This is a genomic window from Undibacterium sp. Tian12W (assembly GCF_049339405.1).
Taxonomy (GTDB): domain Bacteria; phylum Pseudomonadota; class Gammaproteobacteria; order Burkholderiales; family Burkholderiaceae_D; genus Undibacterium.
This window is the reverse complement of the sequence record NZ_JBMPPK010000002.1, coordinates 292627-316020: the sequence shown is the minus strand read 5'-3', so window position 1 is coordinate 316020 and position 23394 is coordinate 292627. Positions and strand designations below refer to the sequence as shown.

General features: G+C 49.8%; 22 protein-coding genes. 6 read left to right on the top strand and 16 right to left on the bottom strand.

Translation table 11 applies throughout. The features are described from left to right. Positions 1–178: 178 nt before the first annotated feature. The 6 genes from ACO0LI_RS03445 to puuE all read right to left on the bottom strand — a co-directional run bounded on the left by ACO0LI_RS03445 (position 179) and on the right by puuE (position 5663). Positions 179–658 (bottom strand): NuoB/complex I 20 kDa subunit family protein, encoded by a 480-nt coding sequence (locus tag ACO0LI_RS03445; RefSeq protein WP_423030856.1) that lies wholly within the window; start codon positions 656–658, stop codon positions 179–181. A gap of 118 nt (positions 659–776) precedes the next feature. Next, positions 777–1673, bottom strand: coding sequence for a lysostaphin resistance A-like protein (locus tag ACO0LI_RS03440; protein WP_423030854.1), 897 nt, complete (start codon positions 1671–1673; stop codon positions 777–779). Between the two features lie 123 nt (positions 1674–1796). Beyond that, on the bottom strand, positions 1797–2240 hold the full coding sequence (locus ACO0LI_RS03435) for a carboxymuconolactone decarboxylase family protein (RefSeq protein WP_422949315.1): 444 nt from the start codon (positions 2238–2240) through the stop codon (positions 1797–1799). Positions 2241–2469: 229 nt separating this feature from the next. Then, positions 2470–3390 carry an RNA polymerase sigma factor SigJ gene (gene sigJ, locus ACO0LI_RS03430; RefSeq protein WP_423030852.1) on the bottom strand — a complete coding sequence of 307 codons (921 nt, stop codon included), beginning with the start codon at positions 3388–3390 and terminating at the stop codon, positions 2470–2472. 95 nt (positions 3391–3485) lie between these two features. After that, positions 3486–4577 carry a porin gene (locus tag ACO0LI_RS03425; protein WP_422954473.1) on the bottom strand — a complete coding sequence of 364 codons (1092 nt, stop codon included), beginning with the start codon at positions 4575–4577 and terminating at the stop codon, positions 3486–3488. Between the two features lie 129 nt (positions 4578–4706). Then, entirely contained in the window at positions 4707–5663 is a 957-nt protein-coding gene (gene puuE / locus ACO0LI_RS03420) for an allantoinase PuuE (protein ID WP_423030850.1), read from the bottom strand. A gap of 349 nt (positions 5664–6012) precedes the next feature. Between puuE and ACO0LI_RS03415 the strand changes: the two genes are divergently transcribed. Further along, positions 6013–6858 (top strand): DUF817 domain-containing protein, encoded by an 846-nt coding sequence (locus tag ACO0LI_RS03415; RefSeq protein WP_423030848.1) that lies wholly within the window; start codon positions 6013–6015, stop codon positions 6856–6858. 317 nt (positions 6859–7175) lie between these two features. On the opposite strand, the gene ACO0LI_RS03410 is transcribed toward ACO0LI_RS03415, so the two are convergent. After that, complete coding sequence (locus ACO0LI_RS03410) at positions 7176–7718, bottom strand: hypothetical protein (RefSeq protein ID WP_423030846.1); 543 nt, start codon at positions 7716–7718, stop codon at positions 7176–7178. Between the two features lie 692 nt (positions 7719–8410). Here ACO0LI_RS03410 and ACO0LI_RS03405 point away from each other — a divergent pair. Next, positions 8411–10300: an erythromycin esterase family protein gene (locus ACO0LI_RS03405; RefSeq protein WP_423030844.1), complete on the top strand. Its 1890-nt coding sequence runs from the start codon at positions 8411–8413 to the stop codon at positions 10298–10300. A 44-nt stretch (positions 10301–10344) separates the two neighbouring features. On the opposite strand, the gene ACO0LI_RS03400 is transcribed toward ACO0LI_RS03405, so the two are convergent. The 6 genes from ACO0LI_RS03400 to ACO0LI_RS03375 form a co-directional block, all read right to left on the bottom strand. Beyond that, positions 10345–10614: a hypothetical protein gene (locus ACO0LI_RS03400; protein WP_422954466.1), complete on the bottom strand. Its 270-nt coding sequence runs from the start codon at positions 10612–10614 to the stop codon at positions 10345–10347. A gap of 208 nt (positions 10615–10822) precedes the next feature. Continuing rightward, positions 10823–11275 carry a hypothetical protein gene (locus ACO0LI_RS03395; protein WP_422954465.1) on the bottom strand — a complete coding sequence of 151 codons (453 nt, stop codon included), beginning with the start codon at positions 11273–11275 and terminating at the stop codon, positions 10823–10825. Between the two features lie 7 nt (positions 11276–11282). Next, the gene (locus ACO0LI_RS03390) at positions 11283–12287 is read right to left on the bottom strand and encodes an ABC transporter ATP-binding protein (RefSeq protein ID WP_423030842.1); all 1005 of its coding nucleotides are present in this window, start codon (positions 12285–12287) and stop codon (positions 11283–11285) included. Further along, positions 12280–13266, bottom strand: coding sequence for an ABC transporter ATP-binding protein (locus tag ACO0LI_RS03385; RefSeq protein WP_423030840.1), 987 nt, complete (start codon positions 13264–13266; stop codon positions 12280–12282). Before ACO0LI_RS03385 ends, ACO0LI_RS03390 begins: the two co-directional genes overlap by 8 nt. 14 nt (positions 13267–13280) lie before the next feature. Then, positions 13281–14192, bottom strand: coding sequence for an ABC transporter permease (locus tag ACO0LI_RS03380; protein WP_423030838.1), 912 nt, complete (start codon positions 14190–14192; stop codon positions 13281–13283). A gap of 4 nt (positions 14193–14196) precedes the next feature. Further along, positions 14197–15174 (bottom strand): ABC transporter permease, encoded by a 978-nt coding sequence (locus ACO0LI_RS03375; protein WP_423030836.1) that lies wholly within the window; start codon positions 15172–15174, stop codon positions 14197–14199. Between the two features lie 257 nt (positions 15175–15431). Between ACO0LI_RS03375 and ACO0LI_RS03370 the strand changes: the two genes are divergently transcribed. From ACO0LI_RS03370 to ACO0LI_RS03355, 4 genes are all read left to right on the top strand, one after another. Continuing rightward, positions 15432–15908 (top strand): hypothetical protein, encoded by a 477-nt coding sequence (locus ACO0LI_RS03370; RefSeq protein WP_423030834.1) that lies wholly within the window; start codon positions 15432–15434, stop codon positions 15906–15908. A gap of 284 nt (positions 15909–16192) precedes the next feature. After that, positions 16193–17389, top strand: a complete 1197-nt coding sequence (locus tag ACO0LI_RS03365) for a M20 aminoacylase family protein (RefSeq protein WP_423030832.1) — start codon at positions 16193–16195, stop codon at positions 17387–17389. Between the two features lie 72 nt (positions 17390–17461). Further along, positions 17462–18040 carry an ATP-dependent Clp protease proteolytic subunit gene (locus ACO0LI_RS03360; RefSeq protein ID WP_423030830.1) on the top strand — a complete coding sequence of 193 codons (579 nt, stop codon included), beginning with the start codon at positions 17462–17464 and terminating at the stop codon, positions 18038–18040. A 414-nt stretch (positions 18041–18454) separates the two neighbouring features. After that, entirely contained in the window at positions 18455–19432 is a 978-nt protein-coding gene (locus tag ACO0LI_RS03355; protein ID WP_423030828.1) for an alpha/beta hydrolase family esterase, read from the top strand. Positions 19433–19595: 163 nt separating this feature from the next. Here the strand turns inward: ACO0LI_RS03355 and ACO0LI_RS03350 are convergent, their stop codons facing one another. The 3 genes from ACO0LI_RS03350 to ACO0LI_RS03340 form a co-directional block, all read right to left on the bottom strand. Beyond that, positions 19596–20402, bottom strand: coding sequence for a PmeII family type II restriction endonuclease (locus tag ACO0LI_RS03350; RefSeq protein ID WP_423030826.1), 807 nt, complete (start codon positions 20400–20402; stop codon positions 19596–19598). Positions 20403–20438: 36 nt separating this feature from the next. Beyond that, positions 20439–21605, bottom strand: a complete 1167-nt coding sequence (locus ACO0LI_RS03345) for a DNA cytosine methyltransferase (RefSeq protein WP_423030824.1) — start codon at positions 21603–21605, stop codon at positions 20439–20441. 825 nt (positions 21606–22430) lie between these two features. Further along, entirely contained in the window at positions 22431–23303 is an 873-nt protein-coding gene (locus tag ACO0LI_RS03340) for a hypothetical protein (protein WP_423030822.1), read from the bottom strand. Between the last annotated feature and the right edge of the window lie 91 nt (positions 23304–23394).

Here is a 23394-nt window from a genome sequence, read left to right as displayed (position 1 = left end):
AATCCATGCAGGATCTTGTGTGCGATAGCTCTCATAGCGCATACCGCGCCATGCAGCTTGATTGGGAAATAGATGCGGGGAGATGCGGGGATTTGTGCGGGGAACTACAGGGAAATGCATTTTGATGGGGCAAAAGAAGCATGCCCCCGTATTTGCACAAGCAGGAAAAGGCTAGCAGCTAGAGCTCTATCATGGTCTTGCTGCGTATCTTGCGCTGTAATTGTATGATCCCGTAAATCAGGGCCTCGGCGGTTGGTGGGCAACCGGGTATGTACACATCCACAGGCACGATACGGTCACAACCACGCACCACCGAGTAGGAGTAATGATAATAACCACCGCCATTCGCACATGACCCCATGGAAATGACATAGCGCGGCTCTGCCATCTGGTCATAGATACGGCGCAGGGCTGGTGCCATTTTATTGGTCAGTGTACCGGCGACGATCATCAGGTCAGCCTGCCTGGGGCTGGCCCGCGGTATCATGCCAAATCGCTCCATGTCATAACGTGATGCTGCTGCCTGTATCATTTCCACGGCACAGCAGGCCAGGCCAAAGGTCAGATACCAGAGGCTATTGGTTTGTATCAGTTTACTGACGTCGTCCAGACGGGTCAGCAAAACATTGTCTTCTCTAATGACTTCCAACTCTTCCATCATGGCTCCCTTCATTAATGACAGGGAGCAGTCTAGTCATGACAGTTAATTCATACTTGTACCAGTGCGACGGATTTGTACCGACACGTCATGGCCTGCAAAAAAAATTAAGCCAACATCAGGCCAACTTCGGATAGGTGAACAAGATGAAGTGATACAGATTAAAAGCCGCATGCGTGAGTATCACCCACTCCAGTCTGCGGGTCTGGTGATAGATGATGGCATAACCCAGCCCGGCAACCGTCGCCAGCGCAGCATATTGCGTGCCACCACCCAGATGAGCCAGGCCAAACAAGACTGCAGATACGGCTATCGCGAGATAGCCATAGGCTGGCTTGTTACCCAGACGGTAGATGGCTTCCTGTATCAGACCACGGAAAAATGCCTCTTCTGCCACGCAAGTCAGCACCAGGTTCACTGCAAAGAAGAGCAGGGTTGATTCTGGCAGCTTGGGAAGAAAGCGGAAAAATTGCATCGCCAGGCCCAGCCCTGTGAGGACGGCGATCGTCAGCAAGGCTGGCAGGGCAATGCGCTTGCCATCTGCCAGGAATTGTTTCCAGCCGCTGGCACGCGAACAAAACAGACTCAGCAGTAAATAACCTGCCATGCCTTTATCAAAATTGGCATACAGCGTAAACGGGATGGCATCATCGCTGAACCTGACTTTGTCCAGCAACAGGATATTGTAAAAGCCGGGCACTTTGTGCATCGCCAGTAACAGCGCTACCAGCAGTGCCAGCACGCCGGCGACTATGCGCAAGGCAAGTGGAAAAGTATTCCTGACGCTCGCCCACAGCAAGAGTGCCAGAACCAGCAGTACCACCGCTGCCACAGGTGAGATGAGGCCGCTGATCAAAGCCAGTATTCCTGCCATTACAGCAAGCAGGTGATCGGGTACCAGATTTTTGACAGGCCCGGCCAAAACTATTGTGGGTAGCCACGCTGCCGCGATGGCGGCATACAAGAATAAATACGGAAGTATCTGGAGGAATGGCAACTCAGGCACTGTAGTCATGGGAATAATCCTGTCAGGCAGTTGTTCAGGTCATACAAGACCGCCAAGGATAAATAATTTTATAAAAATGTCAATATTTATCCTTGAGCTTGCACTGGCCTAACTGACGACTACTGCTACGAATTAGCGCATGCTGAAACTTTTTCCGCTGGCGATGGCAATGCGGTTCCACGCATTCATGAGGCCAATCACAAATGCCAGATCTACCAGTTCTTTTTCAGTGAAATGCTTTGGCAATTCCTGTTGCAGCGCTTCATCGACATGTTTGCCTGCGATATTGGTCAAGGCTTCGCTCCAGGCCAGTGCAGCCCTTTCTTTTTCACTGAAACAAGGAGCTTCGCGCCAGCATACGAGGCTGTTGAGACGCTGGAAATTGTCGCCATGCTCGAGCAAGTCATGTGCATGCTTGTCTACGCAAAAGGCACAGCCATTGATTTGAGATACCCGCAAGAACACTAGGTCAATGAGAGATTTGCCAAGGCTGCTGGCATCCAGCACCGTGTTGACGCCAGCAAGGGCTTGATAAGCGGCAGGTGCCAGGCCAGGGAAATTGAGTTTGAGTGTCATGATAATTCTCCAGTTTTTGAATGAGTCAGCGAAATTGCTTTCTTCATCTATAAGACGCTGGAGAAAACCGGTTTGTGACAGGTAACTGAAAAATATTTAGAAATTCCTGATTAAGCCAACTTACTTTCCTCTCGTAGTAGCGGCTTCAGCCGCGAATCTCTGACACTGGCAAGATGATCGACAAGGCCCGCTGTTCGAGGCTGAAGCCGATCCTACAGAGAATCAGGACTCATTCCTTATTCAAAGGTATGCTCAGCCCCTGATAAGCCTGCAATTTATCCGGATTGCGTATGGTGTATAGATCAAGGATTTTTTCACCATCGCTGACGATGGAGATGGTCGCATCCAATTTGCCATCGATAAAGCGCAGCAAGCCGGGCTCGCCATTGATACTGACTTCAACAAACTGCATGCGTTGTGGGTAAGTTCTGGCGACGACATGGTAGAGGCGCGCAATGCGGGCTGCGCCATGCAGGATGCGGTTGACAGAGGCGATCTTGCCGCCGCCATCGCCTATCATTTGCGCATCGGCGGCAAACAAGGCACTGAGTTCTTTTAAATTGCCGCTTTGTGCCGCCAGACTAAAACGCTGCAGCAGTTGTCTGTGATGATCACGGCTGACCTGGAAGCGCGGTTTTTCCTGGAGTACCCTTTCTTTTGCGCGGTGTACCAGCTGGCGGCAGGCGGCTGCCGTCTTGCCCAGCATGCCTGCGACTTCCGGATAATCGACATCGAATACTTGGTACAAAAGAAAAGCGGCGCGTTCTTCTGCCGATAATCGTTCCAGCATGGTCAAAAACGCTAGCGAAACATCGCTGCTGAATTCTGCCATCAGTTCTGGCGTCTGCTCATCGACTTCTATCACGGGTTCTGGCAACCACGGGCCGGTATAGTTTTCGCGCTCGCGCTTGAGCACACGCAATCTATCGATGCAAAGACGGCTGATGACAGTCACCAGCCAGGCCTGGGGTTCACGGATTTGCAGTAACTCTTCATCGCTGAGCGCATGCCAGCGCAGATAGGTGTTTTGCACCAGGTCTTCAGCCTCAGCCCGGGACGCCAGCATGCGGTAGGCAATGCCAAACAGGCGGGGTCTATGGTCAGTAAAGCTTTGCAGGCGGTTCATCATGGTGGCGTCCGGTAGGTTCATGATGATAAGACGAAATAGCCCTTCAATTTGTGACAGCAGAATAGAAAAAAACCGCAAATCTTTCAATATACGGTTTTTTCGTCAGCTTAAGCAAGTCAGAATCTGTGGCGTATGCCAGCAATGACACTGGTAGCACGATCCGCCGTGCTGATCTTGTCGCTCATCAGCACTGCATAGACGTCGGTACGCTTGGACAGGTTGTAGTCATAGCCTGCCGACAGGGTGTCGCGCTTGTATTCTGTGTTGGCGGTCAGCGTGCCATTGCGTTTGGTGTTTGCATAGGCCAGCAGGATGTCGCCACCACCTGCGGGTATCTTGGCGCCCAGGCTATAAATCTTGTCATCCATCTGCTTGCCGGCGGCATTGTCGTTTTTGCTGGAAGTATAAGTCGCATACAGCTTGGCGGCTGTCAGGTCATAACTGGCACCAACAAAGTAAGCGGTCTGGTTATTGATTGAAGCAAAATTCACAGGTGCAGATGTGGCATCAACAATCGCTGAACCACCCAGGGGATTTGATACCTGCACTTTTTGGTAGAAGGCACTCAGCGCCAGCGGGCCGTTGAAGTACAAGGCATTCAGACCTATGTTGCGCGTGCCGGTATCACCGGCTTTTTCACCAAACTGGTAATGCATATTGGCGCTAAAGCCTGAGAAATTGGGGGTGCTGTAAATGATTTCATTGCTCCAGCCTGAATCGCCTGCGGCTGAGTTGGCCCAGGTGCGTGAAGCAAAGCCACCAGATGGTACATACCAATGCAGCACCAGAGGCGAAACGTCAAAGGAATCACCAAAGGGATTGAAAATCACCACAGGCAAGAAGCTCGGTGCCAGGTCGCGCCCCAGCGAGACACGGCCAAAGCTGCCGGACAAGGCAACATTGGCATCGCGAGAAAACAGGGTATCGCCACCAAAACGGCCTGACTCACCGGTATCAGGGCGCAGGAAGGCTGTCAGTGCAAATTCTGCCTTGAGGCCACCACCGAGGTCTTCTACCCCTTTGAAACCAAACCAGGACGTGGTCATGCCACCGGGTGTAATGGCAGCCGTGCTAGCCTTGTCACCACTCATTTTGACCGAGCCTACCGACAAATCCACCAGGCCTTGCACGGTGACACTGGATTGCGCCAGCGCAGTACCTGCGCACAAACAAGAAGCGACCGCCAAAACTATGAATTTCATCTGCATTTTCATCTTTTCTTCCTTCTCTCAGGTTTAACAACGATTTTTTTCAGCGTGGTGGCAAATCAAACTTTGTCAGCTCAATCAAGTTCAGGCAGGGTTTGGGTGCATCCGGCCAGTCAGCAGGCGCTGCATTTATTTAACAACATAGGGGTGGACTTGTTTCCAGTGTTCTGCGATATCGATACGGCGGCAGACCCAGACCTTGTCATGCGATTGCACATAATCCAGAAAGCGCTGGAAGGCGCGGAAACGCCCGGGCCGCCCCAGCAAGCGGCAATGCATGCCTATGGATAGCATTTTTGGTGCATTGTCGCCCTCAGGATCACCTTCGGCATACAAGAGGTCGAAACTGTCTTTGAGGTAATCATAGAAATGCTCGCCGGTATTAAAACCCTGGGGCGTGGCGAAGCGCATGTCATTGCTGTCCAGGGTATAGGGCACGATCAGATGTGGATGCTGCTGACCATCGCTGGTCGTCACTTGCGTCCAGAAAGGCAGGTCATCACCATAGTAATCGGCATCATAGGCAAAGCCGCCATGCTCCACCACTAGTTTGCGGGTATTCGGTGAATCACGCCCGGTATACCAGCCCAGCGGTGCTTTGCCAGTCAGCTCGCGCATGATTTGCACGGCTTGCTGCATGTGTTCACGCTCCAGGGCTTCATCCAGGCCTTGATAATGTATCCAGCGCAGGCCATGGCAGGCGATTTCATGGCCGAGTTCACCGAAAGCCTGCGTCAGCTCGGGATGGCGCTGCAAGGCCATGGCGACACCAAACACGGTCAGCGGCAACTGGCGTTTTTCAAATTCACGCAAGATGCGCCAGACACCAGCGCGGGAGCCATATTCATAGATGGATTCCATCGACATATGGCGCGCTTCATAAGCTGCTGCACCAACGATCTCGGATAAAAACTGCTCAGACGCACGGTCGCCATGCAGCACACAGTTTTCGCCACCTTCTTCATAATTCAGGACAAATTGCAGGGCTATCCTGGCCTGGCCCGGCCATTGCGCATGCGGGACATGGCGGCCATAGCCTATGAGGTCGCGGGGATATTCACTGGAAGGCTTACTGGACTGCGTCATACTTTCATTCTCCGGGTACATGCTGTTCAGGACGTGCTGGTCCTGGCTTTCGTCGTTCTGCTTGAGGTAGATGGCGAATGCAAGTGACGTGCCATCTTTGCATTTGCACTAAATCATTTTTCAAATTCGTCTACGATTGTCAGCAATTTTTCAAGCTTAGATATACTGCTTTTAGTATATGTTCTATTACGCATCAATTAAACAACATAGTCTTTTTCGCAACAAGCAATAAGTGTTCAAATAGGTGCGCAAATAAGTGCTCATTAAATGCTGTGTAAGCGCCCTGTAACAAAAGCAAGCATCTCATCTTCATGCCGACAAGCGCGGCAGGCTTGTTACAATGCAGCCCATGCGCCTGCAATCCATAGACCAATTCCTCATCCAGCCTCCCCAGCCTGAAAACCTGGCAGGTTTCCGCCGTTTTTTACTGGAGTTCTGGTATTTCGGTATCAAGGAGGCGCGTGCCTGCCTGTTTGTCGGCCTGTTTTTTGCGTCGATACTGATCGTGCCGAGGGCGGGACTGTTTGGCTTGCCGCGTTACGATGTGCTGTTTGTGATTGCGCTGCTGATACAGGGTGGCATGGTCTGGAGCAAGCTGGAAACTGTCGATGAACTGAAGGCCGTAACCCTGTTCCATATGGTAGGTTTTGCGCTGGAGGTGTTCAAGGTTTCGGGCCAGATACAGAGCTGGGCTTATCCTGAATTTGGCTATACCAAGCTATGGGGGGTGCCACTGTTCAGCGGTTTCATGTATGCCAGCATAGGCAGTTACATCATCCAGGCCTGGCGCCTGTTTGATTTGCGCATACGCCATCATCCGCCTTACTGGATGGCTGGCCTGATAGGCATACTGATTTACCTGAATTTTTTCACTCACCACTATATCGGTGACTATCGCTGGTATCTGGCGGCCTGTGCGCTGGGCTTGTATGCGCGCTCGTCAGTAGTATTTCGCCCGCTCGACCGTGACCGCAGCATGCCTTTGCTGCTTTCTTTTGTGCTGATAGGTTTCTTTATCTGGCTGGCAGAAAATATGGGCACCTTCTTTGGTATCTGGCGTTACCCCAATCAACTGGGTGCCTGGTCCACTGTGCATGTGGGCAAATGGAGTTCGTGGTCCTTGTTGGTCATCATGACCTTCACCATTGTTGCCCACCTCAAGCATATCAAGCGACATATACATATCGCTGAATAAATCACTGAGCTGATTTCTAAAGTTTCCAGGCAAAAAAATAGCCCGCTATTCGCGGGCTTAAATCCAAACCTTAGGAGGTGTTGGAGGAGACAGGTGTTACTTTAATGCGGTGCAGCATATCTGTATGCTTTATTATCCATATATCAGGTATACATATTTTGAATATCTTTACAGTAACAAATACCACTGAATTTTTCTCTTAGGTAAACAAAGCCACAGCATAGATACCAGTTATGTTTTATCCATCTCTAGAGTGAATACTCAAACTGACATTCTGTGTGCAAAACAGCTGAGGCATATCCAGCATTTGGATGCTATCAATGCCGCTTCAATGCTGATTTGTTGCGACGAGGCATAGCCTTGAACACCAGAACTTGCCCGCGCTCGCGACAAGCCTGGATGATATTGTCGGCCCACGCCCTGGTGACGAGGTAGTTACTGCCACTCATCTCTGCTTCGGTGGCGACAACATCGGTTTTTAAATCTACCCTGGCTTTATGATGCAACCACGATAAGCCCTCTTCTTCCACCGCTTGCGCAAAGAAATTCATGAGGAGGATGGACTGGTCCTCTTTCCAGTAAGCATACAAAGCATTTTCACCGGTCTCGGTTTTGACGCTCGCGATATAAATATGCTGAGGCTTGGCTTTTGCATTGCCGGCATAGTGGCTGACAAACTGCTGCAATGCAGCTCGCATTTCTTTAGTCACTACTACTGCTTGTGAAGTTGCTGCCTGTTCAGATTTGTCTGGCTGTGCCGCCTCGGCAAACAAGCAGTGCGCAGACAGCGTCAGACAAATGAGGGTGCGGGAGATGAGTTGGCGTTTCAAGTGCATGAAGTTCTGAAAGGGAAGTGACATGACAGTAATCATATCATTCTAACAAATCAATACCCTGACCATACAAGGCGAGGGCAGATAGTTCACCAGTTGTGCTAAGAAGGATGGATAAAAAAGGCGAAAAAAAACCCGCAAAGTTTGCGGGTTTAAATCCAAACCTTAGGAGGTGTTGGAGGAGACAGGTGTAACTATATCGCAGCGCAACAAATTCACCAAGATCTATTTTCACATATCAATCATTCATAAAACACATATCAAGCAGACTAAAACTATTTCCTGCCAGAATTGAATTATTCAAACCAATTCATTTCCAGAGTCAGTTGATCTGAAGGCAAAAAAAAACCCGCGACCTTGCGGTTGCGGGTTAAATCCAAACCTTAGGAGGTGTTGGAGGAGACAGGTACTACTTTATCGCACCGCAGCAAATAAGTCTTCTTTATTTTTGACATAATCGTTATCACTGTTTCAGATATCTCTCACCTTACCCATGGTTTTCGCATATGTCTGCCTCGCTGTCGTCTGATTATCGTCTGATTATCGTCTGACTGTCGCCTGAATGTAGCCCGAGTCTGGCATCACAGTAACCGGGAAATGTAATTTGCATAATTATTCCAGTCTGGTCATTCATTACTCCGGCATATAATGGCAATAATGAAATCTTTCTTATCAAAAAGATTTTTCCTCTCTCTGGCAGACTACACTCAACTCCATCCATGTCATTTTTACGCCTGCACTCCCTGCTCCAGCAATCCGGCAAACCTTTTGTTTATATAGCCCTGGCGCTCGCCTCTTCCTGCGTGGTCACCATGGCTGGAGCGGCAGATCTGGCAACACGCAATCTTGGTTTTGAAGAATGGCAAGCAGGGCCAAGCCTGCCGTCTGGCTGGAAAATGTTGATGGAAGCGCATACCGTCAGCGCCGACTGTGAACTGGCGAAAGAGGGCAAATGTTCAGTCAAGATTGAAAGCAATGCAAAGACCCCTAAAGGGGCGATGACAGCCATAGGGCAAACGCTGGTCGCCAGCACGATAGGTGGACATCCTTTGCGCTTGTCTGGCTGGATCAAAACCAGAGATGTCAACAATGGCCGCGCTGAACTCTTGTTTCAGGTTGATGGCAAATTAAAGAAAGCCGTGGCAGAGGCCATGCTGGCCAAGCGTGGCCCTACTGGCAGCATGGACTGGCAACGCTTTGAGATTAAAGTGCCAGTGGCCGCCAATGCAGCGTTTGTTCATTTTGGTGTCGGCCTGGTGGGCGAAGGTACGGCCTGGTTTGATGATATAAAACTGGAGGTCGATGAAAGTATTGCGGTGCCTGATATCGCGGAAATAAAGAAGCCCGCGCGTCCACAAAAGTTCATGCAATTGCTGGATGATCAGAGCCTTGCCCTGCCTGCCGGACTGATCCCAACCATACAACCCGCGTGGCAAGTAGGCATACAAAAAAATGCCCACAGCCTGCGCTCACTTTTTAGCGATGACTTCAGCGACCTGCAATTCCTGAAACCCCTGCTGAAAGACAAGCGCATCGTTCAACTCGGTGAAAGCGCCCATGGTATCGCCGAGTTCAACTGGATGAAAACCCGCCTGATCAAATTCCTGCATCAGGAAATGGGATTTGAACTCATCGCCATGGAAGCATCAATGACTGCGGCCGATGCAGCCTATGTCAATCTCGATAAAACGTCTGCTCTTGAAGCCATGCGCAGCAGCCAGTTTGGCACTATCGGTACCGATGAAACCCTGGACTTGTTCAATTACCTGAAGCAGGGTACGGCAGGCAAACCTCGCCTGATACTTGCTGGATTTGATAATCAGGACAGTGGATATCTGGGACATCAAAACATCATCGCCAGATTCAAGTCCATGCTGCAGACGATAGACCCAGCCTTGGCCGGGCAAGTGGATGGCATAGAAGAAAAATTGAATGCCCTGCTCAACAAGCAAATACCGGTGACTGCAGCAAGCGAATTGCCTGAGCACTATAAGCTCATCGCCGATACCCTGTTAAAGAACCGCACAACACTGGCAAAGCAGTTTCCAGCATACATGGTAGATATGACGATACAGGAAGCCAGATCAAGGGTAAGCTTTAGCCAGCAACTGGCTTCTTCCTCCATGAGCAATGAATCGATTGAGAAGCGCGACCAGCGCATGGCAGAGAACCTAAACTTCCTGGCGGACATTGTCTATCCACAAAAGAAAATCATCGTCTGGGCCCATAATTTTCATATCGCCAATGACTGGGCAGACAAAGCCCATGCAAAAACCATGGGGGTATGGATGGCAGAAAAACGCCGTAAAGAAATATATACCATAGGTCTGTATATGGGCCGCGGTGTTCTGGGTAGCTATGGCAAGGAAAGCTATACTGAAATTGCTGCACCACCAGCAGGCAGCATGGAAAGCATACTCGCGAATGGCCGTCTGAAGATGAGCTTTGTTGATTTTTCACTAGCAAAACCAGATGCCAGTAATAGCTGGATGTTCGCGCCAGGCTATGCACGCTATTGGGGTATGACGCCAGAGGCGATTACTCCAGCCAAAGCCTATGATGCCGTGATTTATATAGACAGTGTTACTCCTTCAGAGTATCCACACTGAGCTCGAAAACATGACGCCTGAAATATGCGCAGACTGTGCATGTTTCAGGCCGAACCATCATCAGCACCAGCCAGATTATCGACGTCAAAATCAAAGTCATTGTCATTGCCTGACTGGTTTGCAGAACGCCTAGCCTGTTGTCTCTTTAACTCTGCGGCGGCCTCTTCTTCTTGCCGTTCACGTTCACGGATATCGCGCAATTCTTGCCTGGACATGACGATAGTTTCAGGGAGGGCAATGCCGCACTTTTCGCATTTGGCGTAGCGCCGGTTAAAGACGGCGAAACCACATGCAGGGCATTTTTGTTCAGGCATTCGACTCTCCGGCTTTATCATTTGTCAAACAGCGCATCAACCATTCCTGTGACTCATGAGTAGATCAAACGCCAAAAGATAACAATCAGGTATTTAAATGACAAACTGAAAAATGCGATGACTCAACTTCTTGAGTACGGCGATGATTTAAACAATTGAATGAGAAGAAAATTGAGCGATTAATTATACTCATTAAGGCTGCTAAATCTCAGATGGAGGAAATATACAAAAGCATGGCTAGCGCATCTGCTTCAAACTTGGGATCGTCTTTTAAAGCATATGTCAGCATACTGGCAAGTATTAATCCTTGTTCGTCCCGTGAAAGTTTCTTAGACCATGGAAAAATTGGCTCTTCACTCTTCTTATAAAATGGAGGGAAATTTCTATATGCGGAAGGTTTCCAACATGCCCCTCCATAATGCCGTAATCGGGCTTCATTTGAGATAATTTCACATGCTATGCACCTGGCAAAGGCAGACAAATGCTCTTCGTCTTCATGCAAATCCAATTTACTGACATTTGCCAGCAAGATATCAGCAACTGATTCAAATCGCTGTTTAACTATCCCTGCGTCCAGCAAAGCACAGCCCTCAATAAGTTTCTCAAGCTTTTCTTTACCTTGAAACTCAGTACCATCAAGCACTATTCTTTGTAGTGTCATAATTTACTCAGGTATTTAAATGGCAAGCTGAAAAATGCGACGGAGCCACTTCCCTGAGCAGGGGCTGTTCTGTCACGCACCTCGGCATCGCATGCGGGCAGCGTGGATGAAAGTGACAGCCAGTCGGTGGATTTAGCGGGGAAGGAATTTCACCCTTGATGGCGATGTATTCCATCTTGCGCACTTCCAGCCTCGGGGCGGATGCCAGCAAGGCTTGCGTGTAGGGATGGTTAGGTCGTTCAAAAATTTCTGTCGTCGCGGCGGATTCAACCACGCGGCCCAGGTACATGATGAGTACACGGTCAGACACATGCCTGACGACGCCAAGGTCATGGCTGATGAACAGATAAGTCAGGTTCAGTTCATCGCGCAGTTTGATGAACAGGTTCAAAACTTGCGCCTGTATCGACACATCCAGCGCCGCTACAGCTTCATCGCACACCAGCAGTTCAGGCTTGACGGCCAATGCTCTGGCGATGCCAACACGGGCACGCTGGCCACCAGAAAACTGGTGCGGGAAGCGCTTTAGCACAGCCGGGTCCAGCCCTACTTTTTGCAGCAGGTGTTCTACATATTCCTGCTGCTCTGCAGCCTTGATGATGCCATGCACGACCGGAGCTTCACCGACGATGTCTTGCACACGCAGGCGCGGGTTCAGCGAGGCATACGGGTCCTGGAATATCATTTGCACGGCCAGTTGCATTTGCTTGCGTTTGACCTGGTCCATGTCTGCCAGGTTTTCACCACGCCACCAACGGGTACCATCCGACAAACTATGCAGGCCCACGGCCATGCGCCCGAGCGTAGATTTGCCGCAGCCGGATTCACCAACCAGGCCGACGACTTCACCCGCTTGCATATTCAAATCAACCTGATCAACGGCGTGGACAATTTGCTGTTTGCTGTCAGCACCGAATAGCTGGGTCAGCTTTTCAGTCAGTGCGACAGGTTTGGCAAAACGCTTGCTGACCTGGCGCAGTTCCAGCAGGGCTGGCTGGCGGATATCAGTCATGCGTCACCTCTGTCACTGCGTGCATGGGATGGAAGCACAATACACTGTGGCCCTGAAGATTTTCGGTCACCGGCTCCTGTTCACAAACCGCACTGGCACGTTCACAGCGCAAGCGGAATGCACAGCCTTGCGGCAAGTTCAACAAGGATGGAGTTGACCCAGGTATCTGGCGCAGGCTTTGGCCATGCAGGTTGCGTGATGGTGAAGAAGCGATCAGGCCATGGGTGTAGGGATGCATAGCCTGTTCCAGTACTTGTTGCACGCTGCCGCTCTCGACTATCTTGCCTGCATACATGACGGCGACAGTATCAGCCAGCCCAGCCACTACCGACAGGTCATGGGTAATCCAGATTAGTGCGGTACCAGATTCACGGCATAGCTTTTGCATTTCATACAGGATCTGCCCCTGTATGGTCACATCAAGTGCGGTAGTTGGTTCATCGCAGATAATCAGTTCGGGCTCATTCAAAAGTGCAATGGCGATTGCCACCCTTTGCCGCATGCCGCCAGAAAACTGGTGCGGATAAGCCAGCAGCCTTTCATCTGGCGAGGGGATACCAACCTTGACCAGGGCGGCGCGTGCCATGTCGCGTGCTTTTTCACGGCTGACCTGCTGATGGGCAAAGATGGTTTCCATCATTTGCGTATCGATGCGCAAGACCGGGTTCAGGGTCATCATCGGGTCCTGGAATATCATGGCAATACGGTTGCCGCGAATTTGCCGCATGGCTTCTGCCGACAGGCTGCGCAAGTCCTGTCCCTTGAATAAAACCTTGCCTGCCGCGACTTTGCCGGGTGGATCGATCAGGCCCATGATGGAATAAGCCGTCATGGATTTGCCAGAACCGGATTCACCGACCAAGCCCATGATTTGCCCAGGCTGCACGCTGAAGCTGACATTATTCACCGCACGCACAGTACCGGCACGGCTGGCAAATTCAGTCTGCAGGTTTTGCACTTCCAGAGTTGCAATCGTCATGATGTTTGTTCCACCTATTGCGTCTGCAAGCGCGGGTTCAAGACATCGCGCAAATGGTCAGCCACCAAATTGATGGATACCACCGTCAGCAACAAGGCCAGGCCGGGATAAAAACTGATCCAGTATTTGCCGGACAACAGGTATTGATAGCCATTGGCGATCAGCAAACCCAGTGAGGGTTCAGTCACTGGCAAACCCAGTCCCAAAAATGAGAGCGTCGCTTCCAGCGAAATCGCTGATGCCACCTGCAAAGCTGCAATGACAATTAATGGCGGCAGACAATTCGGCAGCAAGTGACGCCAGATAATGCGTGCAGGTGACAAGCCCAGGCCAACTGCGGCTTCTATATATTCTTTTTGTCTTTCTACTAGTGCCGCACTACGGGCCGTGCGTGCATAGTAAGCCCATTGAACCAGCACCAGCGCGATAATGATCTTGCCAACGCCCTGCCCTGTCAGCGCCAGCAAGATCATGGCGATCAGGATGGCAGGGAAAGATAACTGTATGTCAGCAATACGCATGATGATGGCTTCGACACGGCCCCCCAGATAACCCGCCAGCAAGCCAAGACTCAGCCCGATTGCCAGCGCAATCACGGTGCTGGAAAAACCAACGATGAGCGAAATACGCAAGCCATAGAAGATGGCCGACAACATGTCGCGGCCCTGCTCATCAGTACCTAGCAAAAACGTGTGCTTACCATCGGCAGAGAGTTTGCCGGGTTCCAGACGTGAATCCATGACATCCAGCGCCATCAGGTCATAAGGATTTTGCGGCGAGATCAGTGGTGCAAATATCGCAAGCAAGACCAGCAGCAATAAAACCAGACTGCCCAGGCTGGCGATGCGGCTGGCAAAGAAGTCGCGCAAGAAGCGCTGCAAGGGCGTTTCAATTTTTGGAGTGATTGCCTCAGTCATCGCGGTCATAAAATCAGCCCCGGCTTTCTGACAAACGCACGCGCGGGTCCAGCAATGAATACACCACATCCACCACCAGATTGATGAGAATGAACAGGCTGACGATCAACAGCAGGTAGGCAACGATGACCGGCCTGTCCAGCACGCGTATCGAATCAATGATGAGTTTGCCCATGCCAGGCCAGGCGAACACCGATTCAGTGACTATCGCAAAGGCGATGATGGAACCAAATTGCAAGGCGATCACAGTGACAATAGGGATAAGGATATTCTTGAGTACATGCACGCCGATGATGCGGCTATTGCGCAAACCCTTGGCGCGGGCAAAGCGCACATAGTCTTGCAACAGCGCTTCTTGCGCACCAGAGCGCGTCAGGCGTATCACCATGGCGATATTAAAAAGTGCCAGGTTCAGCGCAGGCAAGAGCAAATGCCTGAGACCATCGATACTCAAAAAACTCACAGGTATGCCCAGCAACAGCGTCGTCTCACCACGCCCGCTGGAAGGCAACCAGCCCAGTTGCACGGCAAACACCATGATCAGCATCAGCCCTACCCAGAAGGTAGGCAGGGAGAAGCCCAGTATCGATACCGCCATGATACTTTTTGCAGCAATACTGTCAGGCCGCAAGCCGGCCAGCAAACCCAGCGGTATGCCAAGCAAGATCGCAATCAAGATGGCAAATACGGCCAGCTCCAGTGTGGCGGGCATGCGTTCCAGGATCAGGCCCAGGGCGGGTGTCGCATAAGCGAAGGAGCGCCCCATGTCACCAGCCAGGGCATTTTTCAAAAATAGCCAATATTGCTGCGGCAGGCTCTGGTCCAGGCCAAAGGCAGCGATGATACGCAGGCGCTCTGCCTGGTCTGCCTCAGGGCTGATCAGGATGTCGATGGGATTGCCTATCGCATACACGCCAGCAAATACCAGCAGTGACATGAGCAGCAAAACTGCCAGGCTTTGCAGCAGGCGGCGCAAGATGAACCCTGGCATGTATCAGACCTGCCTTGAGATTATCGGCAGATACAGGGAACCCGCATGGGCTGGCCCATGGCTGGTTTTCCGGCATGAAAGTTTCATGAGTATCTGCATTGCGTATATATTGTTTTACTGTCTTTTAGCGAATTTTACAGGCTTTATATCAGGCTCGTGCGCAGACTCGTGCGCAGGCTCGTGCAGACTGTACCATCTGCTACACTAAGCAGGCTGCGGGCCTTGCCTGCGACTCTACCCGTATAAACTGAGCTTACATGCCCATCAACAAGCGTATTGCATTGCGTATTGCCCTGCATCTTTTCCTGATCCTGCTGGTCCTGATACTGCCACCTTTGGTGTATGACTACATCAGTCATACTAAACTCAGCAATGTGCCTGGCATGCTCATGCTCGGTGGCCTCAGTTACCCTGCTTATTTTTCTTACCTGGCCACACGCCTGCGCAGCGCCCGCGCCAGACTGATATTGCTGCATCTGATCGCGCTGCTGACGATCTCTTTCTTCATGCTTGATGCCAGTGGCCGCGCTACCCCACTGATCGTACTCTTGTTGCCCGCCATCCTCGGTTTGATCACGCTGCCTGCGGCGCTCATTGCCCGGTTGCGCAAGCAAAGGGCACTCGCAATCACCTGCCTGTGGAGCAGTCTGGTGTCTGGCCCCTTGGGCCTGATACTAAGCATGCTGGCCATTTATGGCGCGGGCATGAGTGCCATGTCTGGAATGCGCTGGTAAGGTAAGCTGGTCAAGGCGTTTAGTCAAAGCAGTTTTTGTACTATGTATATACGATCCTGGCACAGATGGACCACTACCAGTTTGCCCGGAATCTGGTATCTTTCTCTATACTGAAGAAACATGACGTAAGCGGGTATTCAGGTATTGAGCCTGATTTGGCAGAGATACCGTGCTGGCTATCATTTTTCTTATCAACAGGATAACATCCTGCTAAGAATAGCTTGTGCATATGTGCCAGTAACTTATTGCCAGCGCATTGATGCAATGCAATCCGGAGACAAAAAATGAATCTGATCGACCCTATCGTCCAATTCCAGGCCGAAATTCAGCAAATCCGGCGTGATATCCACGCCCACCCTGAGCTTTGCTTTGAAGAACACCGTACTTCTGAAGTTGTCGCGCAAAAGCTGGAGTCCTGGGGCATACCCATCATCCGCGGTCTGGCAGGCACAGGCATAGTCGGCGTACTCAAGAATGGTACTAGCGAACGTGCCATAGGTTTGCGCGCCGACATGGATGCCCTGCCCATGCAGGAAATCAACACCTTTGCCCATACCTCAAAACACGATGGAAAAATGCATGCCTGCGGCCATGATGGCCACACAGCCATGCTGCTGGGAGCGGCGCATTACCTGTCCAAGTATAAAGAATTTGATGGCACCGTCTATCTGATCTTCCAGCCTGCAGAAGAAGGCGGTGGCGGTGCGCGCCGCATGATAGAAGAAGGCATGTTCGACAAATACCCTATGGATGCAGTGTTTGGCATGCATAACTGGCCGGGCGTTGCAGTAGGTACTTTTGGTGTAACACCAGGCCCGATGATGGCCTCGTCAAATGAATTTGAAGTCATTGTCAGGGGCAAGGGTGCCCATGCGGCGCAGCCGCACAAGGGCATAGACCCTATCATGGTTGCGGTACAAATGGCACAGAGCTGGCAAACCATCGTCAGCCGCAATGCCAGCCCGCTGGAGTCTGCCGTCTTGTCAGTCACGCAAATCCATTCTGGCAGTGCCACCAATGTGATACCGGATGAAGCGACGCTGATAGGCACGGTACGCGCCTTCAGCACCGAAATGATAGACCTCATCGAAAAACGCATGCGCACCATTGCCGAACATACGGCGGCGGCTTTTGATGCCCAGGTGGATTTCCGCTTCAAGCGCAATTACCCACCCCTGATCAACCATGCCAAAGAAACCGCTTTTGCCGCAGAAGTCATGCGCAGCGTGGTAGGTTCAGACAAGGTCGATGACCAGGTAGAACCCACCATGGGCGCAGAAGATTTTTCCTTCATGCTGCAAGCCAAACCGGGTTGCTATGCCTTTTTGGGCAATGGCGATGGTGGGCACAGGGACATGGGCCACGGCCTCGGGCCTTGCAACTTGCACAACCCCAGCTATGACTTCAATGATGATTTGCTGCCCATAGGCGCAACTTATTGGGTCAGGCTGGCCGAAGCCTACTTGAAAAAAAGCACCTGAGCTGCCATTTACCCAGCCTGTATTTTAAAAAATACCATCTATATCTAGCAGTCCAACCTTAAGAAGACTTTCATGGCCGACGAAAAAGACAACAACGAAGTACAACGCAGCCCTTTCCTCGAAGAAAAGGCCTTCAAATCCCGCACCGTGCTGGTATTTGGCACCATCAATGACAAACAGGCGGCTGAAGTCAGCAAGCGCCTGATCGCCCTGTCGGCAGAGTCCAAAGACCCCATCACCATCCTGGTATCTTCCCCCGGCGGCCATGTCGAATCTGGCGATGTTATCCATGACATCATCAAGTTCATCGATGCACCGGTGAATATTGTCGGCACAGGCTGGGTAGGCAGTGCTGCTGTCAATGTTTTCCTGTCCGTCCCCAAAGAGCGCCGTGTCTGCCTGCCAAACACCCGCTTCCTGATACACCAGCCCAGCGGCGGAATAGGCGGCCAGGCAACCGACATCGCCATCCAGGCCCGTGAAATCGTCAAGATACGCGAACGCATCGCCGCCCTGATCGCCAAAGAATCCGGCCAGACACTGGAAAAAGTGACTGCCGATATCGACCGTGATTTCTGGATGAGCGCTGCTGAAGCCAAGGAATATGGCCTGGTATCACGGATTATCATCAATCAAAGTGAACTGTCCTAAGACCAGCCTTTACTGAACAGTACCCACTGACCAGGCTCTCAACTCCAGTAAGATCAGGATATGGCTCGCTGCATTAAGTGAGCCATATTTAAATGTGCCAAATCAAGCGAAACGAAGAGGCCAGATTCAGAGAAGCATACCGCAGCAGCGGCCAAAGACATCATCGCGACGAAGCACGCAAGACCGTGATCTTGCTGTGACACCGCTGTAGTGCTTCGTACTACTTTGGTACTGCTTCAAGCTGCTTAGTACTGCTTAGTACAGTTACGTCTCCTCACTCCCTGAGCTTGGTGCTTATTTGGGTGCCTGCTTGGGTGCTTATTCAGGCATGTTTTAGGCAGGTAAATAAAAGGTAGTACAACCCGGCGAAGGATGGGGATTTCCCTTCACTCGCCCAGCCACTGAAAGTGCGCAATGAAAAGAGTACTACGCTGGTTTGCCTGGAGCCTGCTGGGCCTGCTCACCCTCATCGCGCTATGCGGCGCACTGTTCGCCTACTTCATCTATTCCCCCGCACCCGTACGCCCCGCCTTGTCTGGCGCTGTGCAAAAAGGCAGCATACAGGCAGGCGGCATCAAGCGCACCTACATCAGCTATGTGCCACGCGACCTGCCCAAAGGCGCACCGCTGGTGCTGGTCATGCACGGCTCAGGCCAGAGCGCAGAAGACATACGCGTAGAAACCGGCTACGGCTTCGAACGCCTCGCCGACCAACATGGCTTCGCCATCGCCTACCCTGACTCCTACAGCTTTGACTGGAATGATTGCGGCAAGATCGGCGACTACCAAGTCAATGGCCGCGACATCGACGATGTCGGCTTCCTCAACGCCCTGACCGACAAACTCATCAGCGACCTCGGCACAGACAAGACCCGCGTATTCGCCACCGGCGTCTCCGCAGGCGGCTTCATGTCACTACGCCTTGCCCTCGAATCCCCAAGCCGCTTCCGCGCCGTAGCTGCCGTATCCGCCAGCGTGCAGGTCCCCCAAAACTTCCGCTGCAAGCCCGCTGGCACCGGCACCTCAGTCATGATCATGAACGGCACCAAAGACCCGCTGGTCCCATACAACGGCGGCGAAGTGAACCTGCTAGGCCTGTTCTACAAATGCGGCGACGTACTCAATGCCCGCGCATCAGCACAATATTTCGCAGACCTGAACAAGATCACCGCCGCACCCACGGCACAGACGACCGCAATATCAGGTGTCGATGTGGAACGCATAAGCTGGAAGCACGATGGCAAAACCGAAGTCGAACTCGTCGCCATCCACGGCGGTGGACATGGCTTGCCACAACCCTACTACCGCCGCGCCCGTCTGCTAGGGCCGTCGCCGATGGCACCGAATGGGGCGGAGATGATATGGGAGTTTTTTGCAAGGCAGCAGCAGTGAGCTTTGCAGCTGGTAGATTCACGTTGCTAAGCGCTCGGCAGCCGATTTCACCTACCGTCATAAAGACAATGCAGTGAATGCGATTTATGCGTTTATAAATCGCGTTTCTGTTGAATAACTAACGCATCGTATTGCGTTAATTATTCAATTCCTGATGAGTTATCTAGATAGGTAATGATGCTTGAGATTTTTGAGATTTTTTAGGTTTAGGTGACTTTGGTCGTGCCGCGCCACTATTAAACTCTAAAAGTTTGGCCCAATTAATCGCCCCATCATCGCCAGAAAAATCGATTAGAAATTCTTTGGCGAAGCGATTCTTTGCTCTATCAAAAGATTCTTGAAATTCTGGTCGATGATTAATAGGTTTTTCACCCATCATCTGCACTATTCTTAAATAAAAATCCGATTCATTTGTAATCAACTCCCAGAATGCTTGTCCAGCCAGTTCCTTAAAGTTTACTTTGCTTCTAGCAGACTGCTGTTTCCGCCCATAGCAATACCCGACTACAGGGTCGAAATGCAATGCAAGCTTTAGTAATCGCTTGTTGAGAGCTGCAAAATTCTCGCCTTGCTTTTTCTTGCTATCAGCATTGAAAACGTTAACACCAGACTTCACTGCGATTGGCATTACTGATCTAGATGTTGTAATCGTAATATCAACACCCTCTCCATCTGAAGTATTGACCGTGTGAGTTGCTACTGGAAATGCCTGCTGAGCTACCCATTTCGCTAGAGGTTCAAAAAACTCATTTCCAAATAAAGTTTCATCTGAGCTAGAAACGTGTGCTCTTAAAATTTCTTCAACAATCTCACTTGCATCAGCTACTCCAACTGCTTTATAGAGATAAGGATTCTTTCTTTTAAGAGTGTTGATGAGTTTCAGATCATCTAATGCGACAGTACGTTTGCTATAGAAAATATCTAAAAGCTCACCAATTTTATCTTCCAAAAGTTTTGTATCAATAGTCATGAATATCTCTTGAGTTGACTGAGCAAATTAACTTTATTACTTTCCAGAGAGGGCTTGTGACATTTGCCTCATTGTGTCGTGAACTGATGTCCCACGCATCCTTTTTACCCGGATTTCTGAATTACCCAAAGCGACAGATATAAGCATTTGCCCGATTGCTCTGCCAAGTGGAATAGGTACAGCATTACCAATTTGACGGTAACAGTCAGTTGCTTTTCCTTCAAAAACCCACGAGTCAGGGAACTGTTGAATGCGTGCATACTCTCGAACGGATAATGGACGAGTTTCACGGGGATGGCAAAGCAATGTTGCTTTTTGGTTGGGACTAGTTACTAGGGTCGGGGATGGTTCTGAGTAAGACAAACGGCGATAAAACCCTACTTTTCCTCCGCCTGATTCGTACGCGCCACCCATTGCTGCCTTCGCTATGTCGGGAGGCAGTGATCGCCAATTACCTCCTTCGGGAACTAATTTTAGGTACTCGTTAATAGACGATGAAAAATTCCCGTGCGGCCCAGCATCATTAAGATTACCAATTGCGTCAAATAATGTTCTCCATCGCATTTCAGCCATTTGGTGCATATGGAAATGCGTTGGAGATGGAAGGAAAACGGCTTCATTATCTCTGCTACCAATTATTACTAATCGTTCTCTAAACTGAGGTGTCCCATAATGTACGGCATCAAGAACACCATGCACTGTGTGGTAGCCTAGCTCTTTAAACTTCGCCAAGATATGCGATATAAGGGGCGGCGAGTTTTTATCTTCAGGATCTGATGGCATAGACGCTAAGCCTTTAACGTTTTCCATAACAAAGAAACGTGGCTTTATAGTTTTAACGACCTGAATAAACTGGTTATATAGCATTCCACGTTCATCTTGAACACCGAGACGTTTTCCTGCGGTTGAGAAAGATTGGCAAGGTGGTCCACCAACAACAGCAAAAACAGAATCTTTTTTTAATTTTCCAGGTTTTAGTAGAAAATTACACGATGGATCAGCTTGAAGTAAATCACGGATATCCCCTTCTACTGCTACATGCCCATTCTTACGAATGGTTTCTACGCACCACTTATCATAGTCTTGTGACACCGCAACATGCAATCCTGCATCTATAAGCCCTAGATCAAGACCCATTGCGCCTGAGAATAAAGACACGACAGGAAATACCGGCGTTCCTTCAATGCTTACAACATTTTTCATTACAGCTCCAATTTAAATACTTGTAAGAAGAAGTACAAATGCGAAATCCTTAGAGCCTCAAATCAACTATCACATTAATGAAAAAAGCTTAATTTTCCGACCTTATAAGCTAACATCAGAGGTGTTAGCAATGCGAACTTTTCAGCTATCGAATGATTTCATGTCCGTTCTTTAATTGGACAACTACAAGCGCCGCAAAAAATATCTTACATTTGCTTAGCCTCAATTTCGAATAGAGGGAACTGTTTGGTTGGATCCATTATTTGAATCCATACTCCATTCCATTTTTGTGGCTTCTTCAAAGAACCAACTATTATAGGCAATTTACTGACAAACCTATACATATTCGTATTTCAAGGACGAGATATATCAACTGAACTAAGGTGATTGTTTGTTTCCTTATTGAATTTGCCGTAGTCAGCTTGATCCACCTCCACTTCGTGTCGATAATTGCTACAGCTACAACAAGTCATGCAGCCTTTCAGGTATTCAATATCCAGGCGAAATTGTTTTAAATTGAGTTGCAGTTCACGATTTTTTCAATTTCGGTTTAAAGCCGGTTTGCGAAACACTTATTTATCTATGACATTTGATGTTTGTTGCTCAATTTAGGCACTCTTTGATTTGATAGCTCTGGACAGTGTTTCGATACATCCCAATTGTCCTGCGATTTCCCGTAATTGAATCTAATTACGTATATATCAGGAGCTAATAATATGTAGTAATGCCCGCCGATCATTTTTTTGTCCTAATTAACAAGAAATGCCCTTGTCCAAAGCGTGGGTTTACTGCGAAAGTTCCTATGATCTTGTTTTGATCGCACCATCAAAAACCTTGAGTCTCAAAGAAATCCTTTGCATTTTTCTTCGCTTCACGCAATCCATTGCTGAATCGTTCTCTATTTTCTATAATCCGATTGACCATGAAGAATTTTTCAAAATAGTCATCAATAATCGTCTCGGTACGATTTCGCCCAATTTGTTCAATCATTTCGATTGAAATACTTTTGTTTGGTATCCTCGAGTGGATCGACTTTGCGCGTTCATTTATGCGTTCTTTGGTGCAGTCCATCTTCAGATAGCCGTCTATTAACTTGTAAAACCAATCTTCAGCTATTTGCACCAAAAAATATCCTTCCTGAAGCGGCCAAGAAGTCAATGCTTCAAATCCTGAGTCAGCATCTCCACTCACAAGTAATGGTCGATAAAAGGCACGGAAAGCGCCAAATAACTCCGCCCCGTCCGTTGATTCCGATGGCCCGATCAGGCCCCAACATGGCGCGGCTTCCATAGGGCGGATCATTCCAAGAGACCATGCACCAAAACAAGATGCGAAACAAACCAGAAGATTAAATTTGGACGCTTCGTTGAGCTCCTCCAGCAGAGGCTTTAAATCTGACCAAAGACAGCTACTGCCATCAGCAAATACGATACCGCTCGCATCATCATATCCATGAGTCTCGATATGCAAAATTGGCTTTTCACCCGTTTCCTTTGCAAGCCGAATTAATTCACGCAATTCCACGCGAAACTCGTTTTCGCTAGAGACTTTGCGTAAGATGGCCGGTATTACATGTGGATTGTCTTCGGTCAATCCTTCCAGATAAAGCAGCAGTTCACTCCCAGATTTGAAGTCCGCCGGATTATCCGGATCCAGCGATTCAATGATAACGACTTTGGTATGTGTAGATGTTGCCATATTTTCTTTCATTGAAATTGTTTGGCGTAGAGATGCTCATCTACGATGATATTTCATTTGTACATGTCGTTTGAAATCATCCTACTCATCA